This window comes from Rhizobium sp. BR 315 (assembly GCF_050577975.1).
Taxonomy (GTDB): domain Bacteria; phylum Pseudomonadota; class Alphaproteobacteria; order Rhizobiales; family Rhizobiaceae; genus Rhizobium; species Rhizobium miluonense.
This window is the reverse complement of record NZ_JARWKZ010000090.1, coordinates 1-14,898: the sequence shown is the minus strand read 5'-3', so window position 1 is coordinate 14,898 and position 14,898 is coordinate 1. Positions and strand designations below refer to the sequence as shown.

10 protein-coding genes are annotated in these 14,898 nt (G+C 57.9%); 4 read left to right on the top strand and 6 right to left on the bottom strand.

The features are described 5' to 3' along the window. Positions 1-270, bottom strand: a 270-nt coding sequence (locus tag QD409_RS34065) for a hypothetical protein (RefSeq protein WP_430764903.1), incomplete at its 3' end; no start/stop codon positions are given. Here QD409_RS34065 and QD409_RS34060 point away from each other — a divergent pair. The 3 genes from QD409_RS34060 to QD409_RS34050 all read left to right on the top strand — a co-directional run bounded on the left by QD409_RS34060 (position 241) and on the right by QD409_RS34050 (position 8,754). Beyond that, positions 241-7,383, top strand: coding sequence for a hemagglutinin repeat-containing protein (locus QD409_RS34060; protein WP_430764902.1), 7,143 nt, complete (start codon positions 241-243; stop codon positions 7,381-7,383). The genes QD409_RS34065 and QD409_RS34060 overlap by 30 nt on opposite strands. A 3-nt stretch (positions 7,384-7,386) precedes the next feature. After that, positions 7,387-8,193: a hypothetical protein gene (locus QD409_RS34055; protein ID WP_430764901.1), complete on the top strand. Its 807-nt coding sequence runs from the start codon at positions 7,387-7,389 to the stop codon at positions 8,191-8,193. Positions 8,194-8,301: 108 nt separating this feature from the next. Continuing rightward, positions 8,302-8,754 (top strand): hypothetical protein, encoded by a 453-nt coding sequence (locus QD409_RS34050; RefSeq protein ID WP_430764900.1) that lies wholly within the window; start codon positions 8,302-8,304, stop codon positions 8,752-8,754. 407 nt (positions 8,755-9,161) lie between these two features. On the opposite strand, the gene QD409_RS34045 is transcribed toward QD409_RS34050, so the two are convergent. The 4 genes from QD409_RS34045 to QD409_RS34030 all read right to left on the bottom strand — a co-directional run bounded on the left by QD409_RS34045 (position 9,162) and on the right by QD409_RS34030 (position 12,288). Continuing rightward, complete coding sequence (locus QD409_RS34045) at positions 9,162-9,605, bottom strand: hypothetical protein (RefSeq protein WP_430764899.1); 444 nt, start codon at positions 9,603-9,605, stop codon at positions 9,162-9,164. A 288-nt stretch (positions 9,606-9,893) separates the two neighbouring features. Continuing rightward, positions 9,894-10,556, bottom strand: coding sequence for an RloB family protein (locus QD409_RS34040; protein ID WP_430764898.1), 663 nt, complete (start codon positions 10,554-10,556; stop codon positions 9,894-9,896). A gap of 3 nt (positions 10,557-10,559) precedes the next feature. Further along, positions 10,560-12,014 (bottom strand): AAA family ATPase, encoded by a 1,455-nt coding sequence (locus tag QD409_RS34035; RefSeq protein ID WP_430764897.1) that lies wholly within the window; start codon positions 12,012-12,014, stop codon positions 10,560-10,562. A gap of 37 nt (positions 12,015-12,051) precedes the next feature. After that, a complete protein-coding gene (locus QD409_RS34030; protein WP_430764896.1) occupies positions 12,052-12,288 on the bottom strand; it encodes a DNA methyltransferase in 237 nt (78 codons plus the stop codon). On the opposite strand from QD409_RS34030, the gene QD409_RS34025 reads away from it, so the two are divergent. After that, positions 12,263-14,278, top strand: a complete 2,016-nt coding sequence (locus tag QD409_RS34025; RefSeq protein ID WP_430764895.1) for a hemagglutinin repeat-containing protein — start codon at positions 12,263-12,265, stop codon at positions 14,276-14,278. The two genes, QD409_RS34030 and QD409_RS34025, sit on opposite strands and share 26 nt — an antisense overlap. Before the next feature lie 388 nt (positions 14,279-14,666). On the opposite strand, the gene QD409_RS34020 is transcribed toward QD409_RS34025, so the two are convergent. Continuing rightward, positions 14,667-14,898: transposase (locus QD409_RS34020; protein WP_430764894.1), on the bottom strand; the 232-nt coding region annotated here is incomplete at its 5' end.

The window sequence follows — 14,898 nt, the reverse complement described above, 5'->3', positions numbered from 1 at the left end:
ACAAATCTGACGGCTGCCAGCATTACCAGTCATGGCAAAGTCGATATTTTCGGCAATCTCGCAGCCACCAATCAGGTGATTTCTGCGGGCAATCTCACAATAAGTGGCGGCAGCATCAATGCGCCCGTCTTGATTTCGGGCGTCGATTTCACTGCCACCAGTGCCCGCGGCGGCGGCATAGTGCTCGGAACCGCCGGCGATATGAATCTGACCGCTTCTGCGGGCATCACCGCGCAGACCATGCTGTCGGCCGGCAATATCGACGCGCATGCAGCCACCATCGCGGCCAATGCTGTGACCGGGCATGGCGACATTACCCTTGCCGGCAGCAACAGCGTCAATGTGACTAGCCAGCTCCTCGGTGCGGGAGATGTCTTGCTCTCCGGCCCGACCGTCCAACTGGGCCAAGCCGTTACCGGCGTCGATTTCGCCGCCACCGCACGATCATCAAACGGCGCCATCGCTCTCGGAGCAAGCGGCGATCTGACGATAAACGCCGGCAGTGCCAGCGCGGGCACGCTGATCGTTGCAGGCGGCCTCGATGTGGCGGCAAGCGCATTTACGGGCGGCAACATCACAAGTCACGGCACCGTCGCGATCGGTTCGCCCACCAGTCCTGGCGCGGTCAAGATCAACGGCCAGCTCCTTGGCGCCAGCAATGTCTCGATCACCGGCTCTGCCGTCAGCGGCAATGTTATCGCGGCTGGTGTCGATTTTGCCGCGACCGGCCAATCAGGCGCCGGTAACGTCATTCTTGGGCCGACGGGCGATTTGACACTTACAGCCACGGCCGGAGACATCTCTTTCAACAGCCTGCTCGCTGCAGGGACCATCACCGCCAACGCGGCGAACAATGTCAGCACCAATGCCGTTGCCCATGGCGACCTGACCATTGGCGCCGGCAATGCGATCACGCTCAGCGGCCAATCGCTCGGCACCGGCAACATCAACCTCAATGCCCGGTCGATCACGATCGACACGCTGGTCTCCGGCGTCGACTTTGCCGCCACCAATGCGGCATCCAATGGCAACCTGATGCTGCGCCGCGCCGGCGCTATGACGCTTGCCGCCTCCAACGGCAGTGTTAGTGCCAACTCGTTGCTTTCGGGCGGCAATCTTGCCGCCACGGCTACCCAGAACATCGGCTATAATAGCCTGCAAAGCCTGGGGAATGCCGCGCTCACAAGCCCGGGCGCCATTGCCTATACCAGCACCACGCGCGTCGGCGGCAATCTGACGCTCAACACCGGCGCACTCGATCTCTCCGGCAGCAGAGGCAGCCGAATGGCCGGCGGCGGCACGCTGATCGTCAATGCCTCCTCCGCCAATCTGTCAGGCAGCAATCTTGTCTTCGGCGGCCTGAGCCTCAACCTGTCGGGCAATGCCGATCTTTCAAACGCACAGGTCAGCACCGTCACCAATGCTGGCGGTTCGGGCGACATTACCGTCTCCGCCGCAAGTCTGACGACAAACGCCAATACCGCGCTGCTTGCGGCGCACGACCTGACGCTGAACCTGCCATCGCTCGGCAATGCCGGCCAGCTTGCCGCCGGCAACAATCTTACCTTCAACGTATCGAGCGACTTCTACAACAGCCCTTCCGGCCTGGTGTTTGCCGGCAACAATGCCAACCTCTTCGTCGGCGGCACGCTGACCAACGACCAGGGCGCACTCCTTGCCGGCAACGGTCTCACCATCGCCGGACCGGGTGGCGGTCAGAGAAACGGCGCCGTCGTCAATTCCGCCGGTCTCATCCAATCGGGCGGCTCCATGTCGATCCTGACCAACGGGTTGACGAACACAACGACCTCAGCGCCCTCGATCCAGCGCAATGTGCTGATTTCCAACACGATCCTTAGCCCATACGACGTGATAGAGGAGACGTCTCGATGCGTTTCGCGATGCAATGGCTCTGGTGATCATGACGGACCCACGTACGAGACTGTTCAGACCATCGAACATCTGGTCAGCCAGCTCATTTCGCAGGATCAATTGATCAGCGGTGCCGGCGCCTCCGCGCAGATCCGCGCAGGTGGGGATCTGACCATCAATGCGATCAATCTCTGGAATGGCTATAGCTCGATCAAGTCCGACGGCAACATGCTTCTGACCGTTGCCGGCACGCTCACTAATGATGGCGCGATGCTGAACCGCGTCACGCAAACGATCTGTGACAGCAGCACTCCATGCCAATACTACCCGGATGTCGTCGGACCCGGCGCTGGCGGAGAGTTGAATTGCAGCGGCCCCAATCGCCCCTGCATCGGCGGCAATGACCCGACACTCACCTATTCACCGAACCCGAATGGCACACGCGATCCCTCGCGGGATCTGAACCCCGGATCCACAGTCGGCGTGCAGGTGGTCGGCGCCATCTCTGGCGTTATCCAGGCGCACGGAAGCCAGACCATCAACGGCGGCGGTGCGATCAACAATGTCGCGTCCAACGGTTCGATCAACGGTGGCGTTGTGATCGACGCGCCGGCGACCGCAAACAACCCGCTGGGCGCACTCAACAGCATGACCGCCGGCGGCGCTTTGTTCAATGTCAGTGCGGCGCTTTCAAGCGTAGCAGCCAATGGTGGCGCCAACGCGAATAGCGGCCCGTCGCTTACCGGAAACGGTCCGACGATCGGTTCTGGTCCAACAATCGGCGGCAACAATCTGAGGGCGGTCGGTGCTTCGGTCAGCAGCAATGGCGTAACGGCTGCCACCGGTCCTTCGATCGGTGCGAACGCACTGACGGCGGGCACCACGTCGGTTAATCCGAACAGCCTGATGGGTAAGCTTACGGCTGCGATCGGCAATAGTGGCAATCTCACCCAGATTCTGCAGACGAACGGGGCTCAGCTCGCAGCCGTTGCCAAGCCGCAATCGGGCGGCGTCGGCGGCACGGTCCCAGGGCAGGTCTTCCTGTTCGAAACACGGGCTGCCTTCCTCGACGTGTCGAAGTTCTATGGTTCGGCTTATTTTATAGACCGGGTTGGCTACACGCCTGAGACCAAGGTTCCCTTCCTCGGCGACGCCTATTTCGACAATCAGCTCATCGATGAGCAGATGCGGCAATTGGTCGGCAATGGTCTTGGCGCCGGCTCGTTCGTTCCCGGCGATAACGCCACGGACCAAATGAAGACGCTTCTCGACAACGGCGTCGCTTATGCCGAGGCGCATGGCCTTGGTCTCGGGCAGGCGTTGACGCCCGAGCAGGCCGCGTCGCTGACGCAGTCGATGGTGATCTACCAGACAGAGGTCGTCGATGGCGCGCCGGTACTGGTTCCGGTCGTTTATCTCTCGGCCGCCGACCGCGCCAAAACCACGTCCGCTGCGTTGATCGCCGGGAACACGGTTAGCATCGATGCCTCGAGCGTCGACAATTCCGGCGCGATTGCTGCGGCCGATGGCATGACCATCAATGCCAGCAGCATCAAGGCCAATGGCGGCGCTTTCCTTGCCGGCGGCAACATGAATCTCAATGCCGAGAACGGCATAACACTCGCCGCCCAGACCATGAACATCGGTGGGCAGACCATCGTTGCCGCCAATGGCGGCGTCACGGCCGGCGGCAGCCTGAAGATGGATGCCGGCGCCGGCAGCCTGACGCTGAGCGGCACGAAGGTGGCCGCCGGCGGCAGCGCGCAGCTCTCCGGCCAGACCATAACGCTGGGTGCCGTCAAACAGGACAATGGTGGTGTCCAGACGCTGGTCGGCACCACGGTGACATCAGGCGGCAATCTCAGCATTGCCGGTACGAGTGGCGTCAATATCATCGCCAGTTCCGCCAAGGCCGGTGGCGATCTGTCCGTCCTCTCCTCGAACGGATCGGTCAGCATTATCTCTGCTGGCGTTGATAATACCGTTCTCACCAAGGACCGCCTGAATTTATCGCAGGGCGGCACGATCACGACCACGACCAGCCAGATCCAGCAGGGTTCGTCGCTTATCGCCGGCGGCGCCATGCTGGTATCGGGCAATCAGGGCGTGCTGATCGGCGGCTCATCGCTCGACGCCGGCGGCAATCTCGGCATTGTCTCGACGAAGGGCAATATCGCCATTACGGCCTCTCAGGATCAGACCACGAGCCAATCGAAGACGATTGCGGGCGCTGCCAATGGCTATAAGAGCGGCCAGTCGTCCTCGACCGCGGTTACCAGCAATGCGTCCTCGATTACCTCGCAGAACGGCAATGTGACGGTCCAGGCCGACGCCGGAAACATCAGTGTCATCGGTTCCGATATCGCTGCCAAGGGTGGCGCTGCCAACGTTATTGCCAAGGGCGACGTCACCATCGGCGAAGCAACCGATAGCGCATCCTCGTCCAGCAAGTCGGGCTCGAAAAAGTCAACCGAAGCGACAACCACAGCACAGGGATCGTCGATCTCGGGCCAGACTGGCGTCAATATCGCTTCCACGGGCGGCAACGTCACCGTGTCTGCCTCCGATGTCACTGCTGGCGATGCCACGCATACCGCTAACGCCAACATCAGTGCTGCCGGCAACATCGTCATCGCTTCCGGCAAGGATACGGACGAGACCACCTCCGACAGCAAGAAGAGCGGCTTCCTGTCGTCCTCGAAGACCCATACACATACTTACGACGAGGATACCGTTGGCTCGTCCGTCTCGGCATCTGGCAACGTCAACGTCGCCGCCGGCAATGAGACCGTCGTCTCCGGTTCCAGCATTGCCGCCGGCAACAATCTCTCCTTGTCCGGCTCGACCGTCACCGTCATGGGGGCCGAGGAGGAGCACGAGAGCGACAAACAGACCAAGAAATCCGGCATCGGCGTCGGATCTGGCGGTGGCTTTATCTCGATCTATGGGTCGAAGGACTCGAAGAGCAGCCAGAGCTCGACCGACAACATAGGCTCGACGCTTTCGTCTGGCGGTAAGACGACGATCACGTCCACCCAGGGCGACGTCAATATCTTCGGCTCGTCCTCGCATTCCGGCGACGGTACGGAGATCTCGTCGGCACGCGACGTCAACATCGCGCCGGGCGCGGAAGAACAGTCGTCCTCCAGCCAGACCAAGCGTTCCGGCTTCGGCATCAACTTCTCATCCGGCGACGGCAGCCTGTCGATCGGTATTGGTGTTGCCAAATCTGAAGAGAAGCGTTCGAAAGACGCCAATATCAATGCGGTCAGCACGCTTGAGTCCGATGGCAGTATCACCATTGCCGCCAACCACAATATCAACGATCAGTCTGGTCAGATCCTGGCCGCCGGCCCAGTCACTCTAACTGCTGGTGACAACGTCAACCTGCTGTCGAGCAATGACGTCACCAATGCGTCGGAGATGCAGAAGAAGAGCTTTGCTGGTGTCAGCCTGACGGTGCAGTCGTCGCTGATCTCGGCGGCACAGGGTGCTGCCCAGGCCGGCAGCCTGCTTTCGGGGGATAACGGTATTTATGGGATCGCGCCTGCGGTCCTGGCCGGCGTCAAGGGCTATCAAGCCATATCCTCTACAATGGCTGCCATCAACGCAGCGCCAGATCCCATCACCGGCCTCAAGCCTGCGGTGGCCTCGATCTCGCTGACGGCCGGTTACAGTTTCAGTGAAAGCTCGCAGCAATCCACCACTTCGATCCCGGTTCCGCCGGTGATCAACGGCAGCTCGGTGACCATCGTCGCTGAATCCGGCGATGTCACCGGCCGAGGCGTGCAGATCAATGCTGGCATGGGCAAGGATGGCAACACTCCGACGGCTTCCGAAGATCCTAAAAATGGAAACGTGCTGATTTCGGCGGCCGGAGATGTCGATCTCGAAAGCGTTCAGGCCACCAGCGACAGTAAGAGCAGCAGCAAAGCGGGTGGCGCTGGCATCGGACTTTCCGCCAGCGTCGATATCAACAACCAGGCGGTCGGTGGAGGGATTACTGCAAACGCGGCCTATGGGTCCGGCAAGCAGGTGGCAAGCTCGGTCACCCAGGTCAATTCTAACGTCAGCGGAACCGGAACGGTCACCGTCGTAGCCGGCGACAAGTTGACTCTCGCCGGGGGTGTTCTCTCCGGCGATACGGTCAATGCAAGCGCCGTCAACGGCATCACCATCGAGAGCCGCCAGGACACGGCATCCTATGACGAAAAGACAAGGAGCGCCCAACTCGGCATCAGTTCAGGGGGTATCAGCGGCGGCTATAATCAGGGAACGATCACCGGCGATTATGCCAATGTTTCCCAGCAAAGCGGCATCTTTGCAGGTTCCGGCGGCTATCACGTCAATACGGATGGCACCATCGATCTGCGGGGTGGCTTCATCGGCTCGACGACCGATCCGGCCCGCAATACCCTGAGTGCCAATCAGATTCTTTATTCCGACATCGCAAACTCAATGTCTGCGGCTGCAACTAGCGAAGGCTTCAGCCTGGTCGGTGGCGGTATTCCCATCCCGATCGTAGGTCAGCCAGCCAAGCAAGGCGATAGCGGTGCGACATTGGCAACGATTATGCCCGGTACCTGGAATCTGGCGAACCAGCAGCAGAACCTCTCCGGTCTGAATACCGATGCCTCAAAGGCCAATACGCAGGTCGATGTTTTTGACATCGACAAGTTGAAGGCCCAGCAGCAGAGCGCGGCAGCGCTATCGCAGCTTGCCAACACAGCAATCGGCGACATAGGCCAACAACTTCGGTTGCCCTCAGATAGTCCCGTTATGCTCGCCCTGCACGCTGGAGCTGCTGCCGCAGTGGCATCGATTGCCGGTGGTAACGTCGGACAGGCTGCAAGCACTGCGGCCATCGGCGAACTCGTCAACAGCATCCTGAATCAAGCCCTGCAAGCGAATTCAAGTCTGACAGCAGACCAACAACACGCAATTCAGCAATGGGCTGCAGCCTTTGTTGGGGCAGCACTCGGAGGAGCTCAAGGTTCGTCCGCTGTGCTCGATGCCTATCGCTATAACATGATGGAGCATCCGTTCGAGTCGGAGAGCGAGCTGCAGCACATGCTCGAGGGTGGCGGCGGAAATCAATACTACGGTCCGCTGCAAGGTTCCGGCGGTGGCGGAGGACCTGGAAGATGGGTCACCGTAAATGAGGGGCTAAGCGAAAGCGAAGCCGCGTACCAAGAAGAAGTAACTGGCGCTCCTCGCGGCTCGACCTACGTTGTGCCAAACCCAAATACCCCGTCAGGGGAAACAAAGTTTGACGGGTACAATGAGGGAACAAACACCTATGTGGATGCTAAGCTCTGGAACAACTGGCCAATTGATACAAAATTCTCATATGATAGCGTTGTGAAACAAGCAACCACACAGATAGAAGCAGCAGACGGCGCGAACATTCTCTGGTATGTGCCGTCAACAACGACAGCCGAGGCGATTCAGGGTATTTTTGAAAGAGCGGAAATCACCGGCATCAGCATTATCGTCAAGCCTCCGAGGTGAAATATGGGTAGCAGGTTTCCCGACTCGATGGTTTTCCAAGCGATTGGCCCAGGACCGCACCTGACCGCAAAGCAGGCAATGGAGAGATCAAAGGACTTCCTCATAGGCATGGAGAAGATCTCGCCTTGGAGCAGGCCCTTTGACGTCAGCGGCACGACCGCAAAACACGGCAACATGCCCATAGCCGAGGATTGGTCCGATTTCGAAGACGTTGTCATGACGGCTTTCGGCGACTATGACGATGTTAAGTATCACAATGAGGGCGCCCCCGATAATTGGCGCTTAACCGTCGATTCTCGCTCTCCCTACGGCTTCAGAACGACGTTTTCCGATTTCGTTCAAAAGAGAAAAAATCCAGAGACTGTAGGCATATCGATAAAAACAGCGGGAAACCCTCCGCGCCTAGATTTCTCGCTTGTCGCAGTTGATGTGCCTTCGTTTCAGCCGGCAGAACGCAACGGGAATTGGTCAAAGCCGGAAACTGTGCACGCAATATTCAACTATCTGCTGGATTTCTGCGATCCGACATTTTGTGTCGTCTACGGATCAGATCAAAATCTGAGGAACAGGGTTCGAGTTAATGGTGCCCTTGTCGACGGCGGTAGACTAGGTTGGTTGACTTACTTCAAAAATCCGCGGCTGCAAATGGCATTGTCAGGTGACCCCCGAGCCACTGAATATCGGGGTGGTACACTTCTGACGCTGGGAGATAATAGTGTGGCTGCCCTTACCGATTCCAAAGTCGATGAAGAGATCTTGGAGATTCGCAACAAATTGCGGGTCGCCGGGGTGTCTGACTGGACCCGTTAAACTGCGAAAATATGCCCCAGGGCCGGGAAGTTCTTCCGACGATCTATCCGTCGATACGGTTTACGAAACTCGGTCTCTAGTGACCACGCCTCTCGAGGATAGAAATATATGACAAATAATAATCGGAGCGATGACAGCTGGATTTTTCTGGTGGCAGCTGGAATCGTTGGTTCAATAGCCTTTGTTGTCTGGAAATTCTCGGTGCTTTTTGGACTGGATGTGAGCACCGGTGCAGCTGTATTTTTTCGTCTTGTTCTGCTTGGGATTGCTTTCGGGGGCGCATGGTGGCTTGGCAACACTTACGACGAAATCAATATTGGAGGCCTTTGGCCAATCGTATTCGCACTCGTTTGGGCCTGCTGGTGGCCCGCTCTTAATTTTTGGGCGTCGGCGGGTGTGGCGATGCCTGCGACACATCTATTCGATTTTGACCAATCCACTTCAATGCCAGCCCTTGGCACTGAAACTCTATGGTGGGCAGCTTGGTATACGAAGTGGGGAGTCTTCGTGGCCATAATCGGCATTGGTTATTGGGTGAAGGACGCTCTCCAAAAAAATTAACATGCACTCTTTCACCTTGGAGCCTCGATCTCGGGTCAGCGCTTAGTTCGGTAGTAATTACTGAAACAGGGGCGGAACAAGATTTGCGTAAAATCGACGCTAAGGTCGACCAAACCATGAAGGGTGCGAACACCGGAACGATACCGGAGACTGTGACGCAAACTCCCGTTTAAATGACAATGCTTGCTTCTAAGTCACTGGAGTTCTATCTTCGTTCTCCACTTGGCCAAAATCACACGTCTGAGCCGACTAGGGGTTGGCGCAGGATACGTGTAAAAACCGGTCACATTGATTTGGTCTAGCGTCTGAGGTCTTCGACGCTAAATTCTTTCCAGATCCATGAGAAATCATAGGTGGCCATAAGGTCGCGCGGGTTTGGTCGGGATGATGATCGCGAGTACAAGCCACTATGTTTGCAAGCGTCTACACATCGAGCGGTCGTGGAGTTGTGACCATGCTGCTACATCCAATGCTCCGCAGTGATACACCTTATTTGCCAGCTCCTCTTCGACCAAAGCTCTGTTTGCTGCTAGCCGACTGTCGAACTGCAGATCGTCCTGCATTTCCGAGCCATCGGATTCGCCGAAGAACAACCCTCGCGTTTTCGGCAAGGCCTTGGCCTTGATGTCAGATTCCAGAGTATCAAGGTCCTCGGCTACCAGCTCCAGGGGCACGAGGTCGAAGTCGTCGTCCGAGCCACCCTTATTGCGGTACAGTCGCTCCATCCAGCCGTGCAGGTTGGGGTGTTTGCGCCAGTAGTGGAGTCGTTGCGCGTTGTCGACCTCGAAGTCCACCGGTGTCTCCGGCTTCGTTGTGGTCGTGTAGGCGAACATATCCAGTCCCATTTTCATTACTTTCGTTCGTTGATGTCGTCCCGAAGGACGCGAACGAAGGGCAGGGTGGCCAAGACTGCCGCAGTCATGGGTCAACACGGATTGGAGCGGGCAAAACCTTGACGGCCAGGCGCCGCCCTGCACCAAAGCAATCCCTGAGGGGATCACGAACGAAAGATAATATGGGACGGTTGTTCGCCAGCACACGCCCAGCGCCAGAAACACGGTGACTGGGCTACGGCACGCGCAGATCCCGCGAGGCCAGCCGCAACCACACGGCATCCCATGGGAGCGCTCCTCAACCGGCTAGGCGAACCGTCCGGCAATCTTCATCAACTCTCCGGTCAGCACGTCGACGTCCGTGTAAGGGTCTACGCCGCTGTGCGCGTTGAACTGGCCGCGCAGATGGACAGCTCGTGTGGTAGCCGCCGGAATCCGATCCTTGGTGTCGGCATAGACGGTCTTGCTGTTCTTTGCGTAGGTCGGGTAATGCGCCGGTAGGCGGAGCGCGGCATAGACCTCGTTCCGGTGGATCGGTGCGAGCACATCCCGGAAGTGCAGCAGCAGCCACAGCTCGAAGTTTGGCACAGACGGGATGGCCGTAAAGGGAACCGCCTTGCCCCCGTCGTTTTTCAGCTTCTTGTCGGTCGCCTCGGCCTTGGCGAGGGCATTGTGGTAACTCGCGTGGTCGTCCCGGTCGAAAACCACGTAGACGCGATCGAAGGCCTTGCTCTCGCTGAAGTGGTCGATCGCGTATTCCACAATATTGAGCGGGGACGTGCCGTAGTCGGACGGCACGACCTGGATATCCGCGTTGGGGAGCCGCTTTTCGCGGCGGATCGCGTCGAAGTAATTGACCTCGGTCTTCTCACCCTCGCACACGATTAGGGTCCGGTCATAGGGCCGTTTGCGACCTTGTTTGCGTGTCAGACGGGATTCGGTACGTTCAAAGCGGTGCTTCTTGGCCAAGGCTTAGTCTTTCTTCGTACCGTGGTCTTTTCTCGCACCGTATTCTTTCATACCGAACGAGAAGATCGGGATGCCACCGTAACGGCCGCCCAGATATCCTTTTTCCAGGGCCTCGCCCTTGCGCGGCGAAAATTCCAGCAAGGGGAAAAGGTGCGAGGCCTGACCTGCATCCTTCTCCGCGAACCAGATCTGGTCGCGCCGCAGCTTGTTGCCGTCGAGCAGAGACACGTCGTGGGTCGTGAAGATCAGCTGTGCGCCCTTGGTGTTCAGCTGCGGATCGTTGAACATCTCCACGATTTTATGCACCAGCAACGGGTGGAGGCTGCGGTCGAGCTCGTCGACGATGAGCAGGCGACCGCGCTCGAGGATGTCGAGGATGGGGCCTGCGAGGCTGAACAGGATCTGGGTGCCAGCGGATTCGTCGCCGTACTCAAATTCGTAGACCTGACCGTCGGCAAGGTGACCGAACTGCGGAACTTCAAGTTCGGTATCCCGGATTTCCGGGACCCCCGTGGTCAGATTGATCTGGTACTGACGGCCGGGCTGCTTCGTGAACGAAACCTTGCAAATCCCCGTATCGGCCGCGCTGATGAGCGTTTCCACACGCGACTTGTTGCGGGAACTCTCCTCGGCAAAGTTGGCCGAAAATCCGTAACCGATGCTGCCGCCTTCCGGGAAGATAGCCATGTCCTCGGAAAATCGCTGGTAGAGCGGCTTCAGCTGCTCGTTGTTGAGCTGGATGGCCGTGGTGAGGAAGAGGGTTTCCTTCCGGGTCGCGGTTTCCCAAAGCTTCTTCGTCCCGCTGAAATAGTCGCTGTAGGTGTAGTCGTAGCGGTTCTTTTTCTTCTCGTTGTACGTGCGCGAGAACCAGACCTGCGGCTTGGCGCGCTCGTATACCAGCAGCCATTCGCTGATGATGTGGGTGCGGGTCAGCTCGAACCCGTACTGATAGCGCTTGCCGCCTATCAGGAACGTGGCTTCAAAGAGCGACGGCTCGCTTTCATGGTCCGGCCGCATCCGGAAGGGGGCGAGAATGTTCGGTTGGTCCGGCTGGACCTGGTTGGACGTCGTCACCATCAGGTGCATGAATTGCAGGGCGCGGATGACGTTCGACTTGCCGCTGGCGTTGGCGCCGTAGATGGCCGCGGTGTTGAGCACGCGCCGAACCTTCTCGAGGCCAGTTTCGCGGGTATGGGTCTCTTCCAGCGTAGCATCGGCACTGGCGGCAAGGCTCAGTATCGCTTCATCGCGGATGGAGCGGAAATTCTTGACGCGGAATTCGAGTAACATTTCTAGGAACCTTCCCGTATTGATGCCGTATAATGCGCTAAATCCGCAAAACGTCAATTTATTTCGGTCAAAGCGCCGAAAAGTACCTGCTCGTGCAGGATTTCGCGATACCGCGATTTCGTGCATTAGTGGCCGTGGGGCTGGAACGCGTGCGATCGAAGCGAGCATGACAAAGGCCCCGTGGGGGCCGGGTCAATGGCCCCGGTTAGGGGGCCATGGTCTGCACCCGCATGGACGCGGTGAAGCAGTGCTGGTCACTCAGCTCAATGCCGATTGGGCGCCGGCCGAGAGCCTTGGCTGCAACCAGCGTGGAACCAGACCCGCAGAACGGGTCCAGCACGACATCGCCGGGACGGCTGAAAGCATTTACGAGGTCCTTCAGCGGACGTATCGGCTTCTGCGTCGGATGCAGGCGGTTGATCTCGGCCAATACCATCGACATGGCCGGCGCGCAGGCAACATCCAATGCCTCGTCAAGCAGTCAGTCGGCCGGCGCCAGCATCGGCGTGTCGGTCGGCGTGGGCATAAAAGGGGCAACCGGCATCACGCCGACAGCGAGCGTCTCGGCCGGTCAATCGAAATCGTCGAGTTCATCGACGACGCAGGTGATCTCAGGTGTCAGCGCGACGGACAACATTACCTTCATCTCGAAGGGCGATACGACCCTCAACAACACCGTCTTCTCCGCCGATACGATTGACGGCAACGTCGGCGGCAATCTCAATATCGTCTCGACGCCGAACACCGACAGCCAGTCGAACAGCTCGTCCTCGCTCGGGCTTTCCTTCACCGGCCCGACACTCGGCAGCACCGCCGGCCAACCGCTGTTGACATCAGGCAATATCGCCACGGCCCTCGGTGGCCTGACATTGGGCGGCGTGCAGCCGGGCTTCGGTTCGGGCAAGGGCTCGACGAACTGGATCGATAAGCCTGCCGGCCTCTACTCCACCGGCGACCAGAATATCACCGTCGGCGGTAACACCAATCTTGCCGCGTCCGGGCTGATCTCGACTGACGGTCAGGTCAATCTCGATACCGGCACGCTCACCTGGTCCGACTTCGTCGGCACTCAGAAATATCAGGGCTATGAGGTCAACGCCAACATCGACCTTTATTCCGGCGCGGATGCCAACGGCAAGACGCAGAACAATTCGAGCGCCAGCGGCAAATACCAGCTCGATGACGTCGAGCAGTCCGTCAAGGCGACGATTAGCGGCAGCGGTGGTGCGGGTAATATCACCGTCCGCAATCCCCAGCAGCAGGCTTCGCTCGAGCAGAGCGGCGCCACTCGGCCGGTCGATCAGATCAACACCGATCCGGCCCAGCAAAGCGTTGTCACCAAGGATAAGCATATCCTGCTTGAGCCCTATGTCTCGGTGCAGAGTGCGATTGCGGTCGCCGCCGCGGGCAAGACGATTGCTGAAGCAATCGGCGAGGCCTTCGACAAGCTGGAGGCGGCGAAGCAAATCACGCCGGAAGAAAATCAGGTCGTCAAGAAGGTCATCAAGTACAAGGATGATCCGAAGATGATGGCCGGCCTGCAAACATGCGGCCAACATGGCGAAATCAGGCACAGCATCTTCGACTGGCTGATCACGCCCGCCTATGCGGATGCACCCTCCTGCAAAGTCACGACACCGGACGGCGATACCCTCGACCTCACCCCATCGCTTGCGACGCTCATCCTGAACCAGATTGCCGACAGGACGAAACAGGTTCTCGCGGTCACCTCGTTCGTGACGGGAATGGGCTATGAGCTGTTGAAGGGGGGATTGAGTGCTCAAACGCAGCGTCTGGATGATGGCACGACCCTGACTTGGACGACCTATTCGTTCGGCACCACGGTATCGACTGATGTTCCATTGCCGGGAGGCGGGAGCATATCTCTATCACTGACGCTGCACGAAGAGAGCGATGGATCATTCACCCTGATCGGCGGCCAAATTGGTAGCACGCCCATGTCGGCGGCCGATCTCGGCGACTGGGCCAATATGATGTCCCGCGACGGAAAGAAGTTGGTCGTCTATAATCAGAAAAGCGGATCGGGGAACGGCAATGGCACTACGACTGGCGGTTCGGTTGCAGCCGCTGGATCGCCTGATCCGGATGATGATGGGAATGGAGGAAATTCACCGAAAAATAATGACGCGAAACAAGGTATTACATCTCTTCGTTCACTTCATTCGAGCGAAACTATCACGTCTGGAAACGCCTCGTCCTACAACTACTGGTCGTATCAATCAACCGACAGTATAGTTGAGAGCTTGTTGAACGGCGATGAGCCACTTCTAGTAAAGCCGGATGGAACTATAATGAACGGAAATACCAGAATTCTAGCGCTTCAAAGCCGTGGATACGATGTAAACAGCCTTATACCCCGACTGGGTTCGGGCAATATATACACAAGTCAACCAATGTTCCCGTTGGATTGACATCTTTAGCGAAAGACGCGTTCGTATGTTTGCTATAAATCTTATCTATGAACTCACGCTCAGTGAACGAGACTTCAGAAGTGATGGAACGGCTTGCTCCGAAAGGTTTATGAAAGCCATTCACGTGGTCTCATCCATGGCCCGTTCACAAAAAGAGGAAATGGAAATTCTATCCTACATCAAGGATTTCTACATACTCGACCTGAAAGACAGCGCGAGGTTCGAGCTTTTAAAGCAAAGATTAAATAAAGGTAGTCATTGAATCCAATTGAAGAGCAGAGACTGATACTCGACCGACTTTATCGTATTGTAAGTGGGAGCTGCCCACAAAATACCGAAACTGCAAAATGCCGATTTGATTATGGGGTCTTATACGGCGTCTCACTGATCAGAACCCATTTGCCCAAGGCTTTCGTCCGATTGACATGATGCGCCAAGGCTGGCTTTCGAGCTTTCGCCATGCATCGCAGCAATGATCGACGATGTCGTCGTAGGATTTGAAGATACGGTTCGACAGCCAGTTCTCGCGCATGAAGTGCCAGAGGTTTTCGACTGGGTTCAGCTCTGGCGATTTCGGCGGCAGTGGCAGGATGGTGATGTTGGTGGGTACACGACCAGAT

What these genes read in the sequence shown, in the direction of transcription:
- QD409_RS34050 (WP_430764900.1), top strand. Translation starts at nt 8,302, where the DNA reads ATGACAAATAATAATCGGAGCGATGACAGCTGGATTTTTCTGGTGGCA.
- QD409_RS34060 (WP_430764902.1), top strand. Translation starts at nt 241, where the DNA reads ATGCTGTCGGCCGGCAATATCGACGCGCATGCAGCCACCATCGCGGCC.
- QD409_RS34055 (WP_430764901.1), top strand. Translation starts at nt 7,387, where the DNA reads ATGGGTAGCAGGTTTCCCGACTCGATGGTTTTCCAAGCGATTGGCCCA.
- QD409_RS34045 (WP_430764899.1), bottom strand. Translation starts at nt 9,605, where the DNA reads ATGAAAATGGGACTGGATATGTTCGCCTACACGACCACAACGAAGCCG.
- QD409_RS34030 (WP_430764896.1), bottom strand. Translation starts at nt 12,288, where the DNA reads ATGTCGATGGTATTGGCCGAGATCAACCGCCTGCATCCGACGCAGAAG.
- QD409_RS34035 (WP_430764897.1), bottom strand. Translation starts at nt 12,014, where the DNA reads ATGCTCGCTTCGATCGCACGCGTTCCAGCCCCACGGCCACTAATGCAC.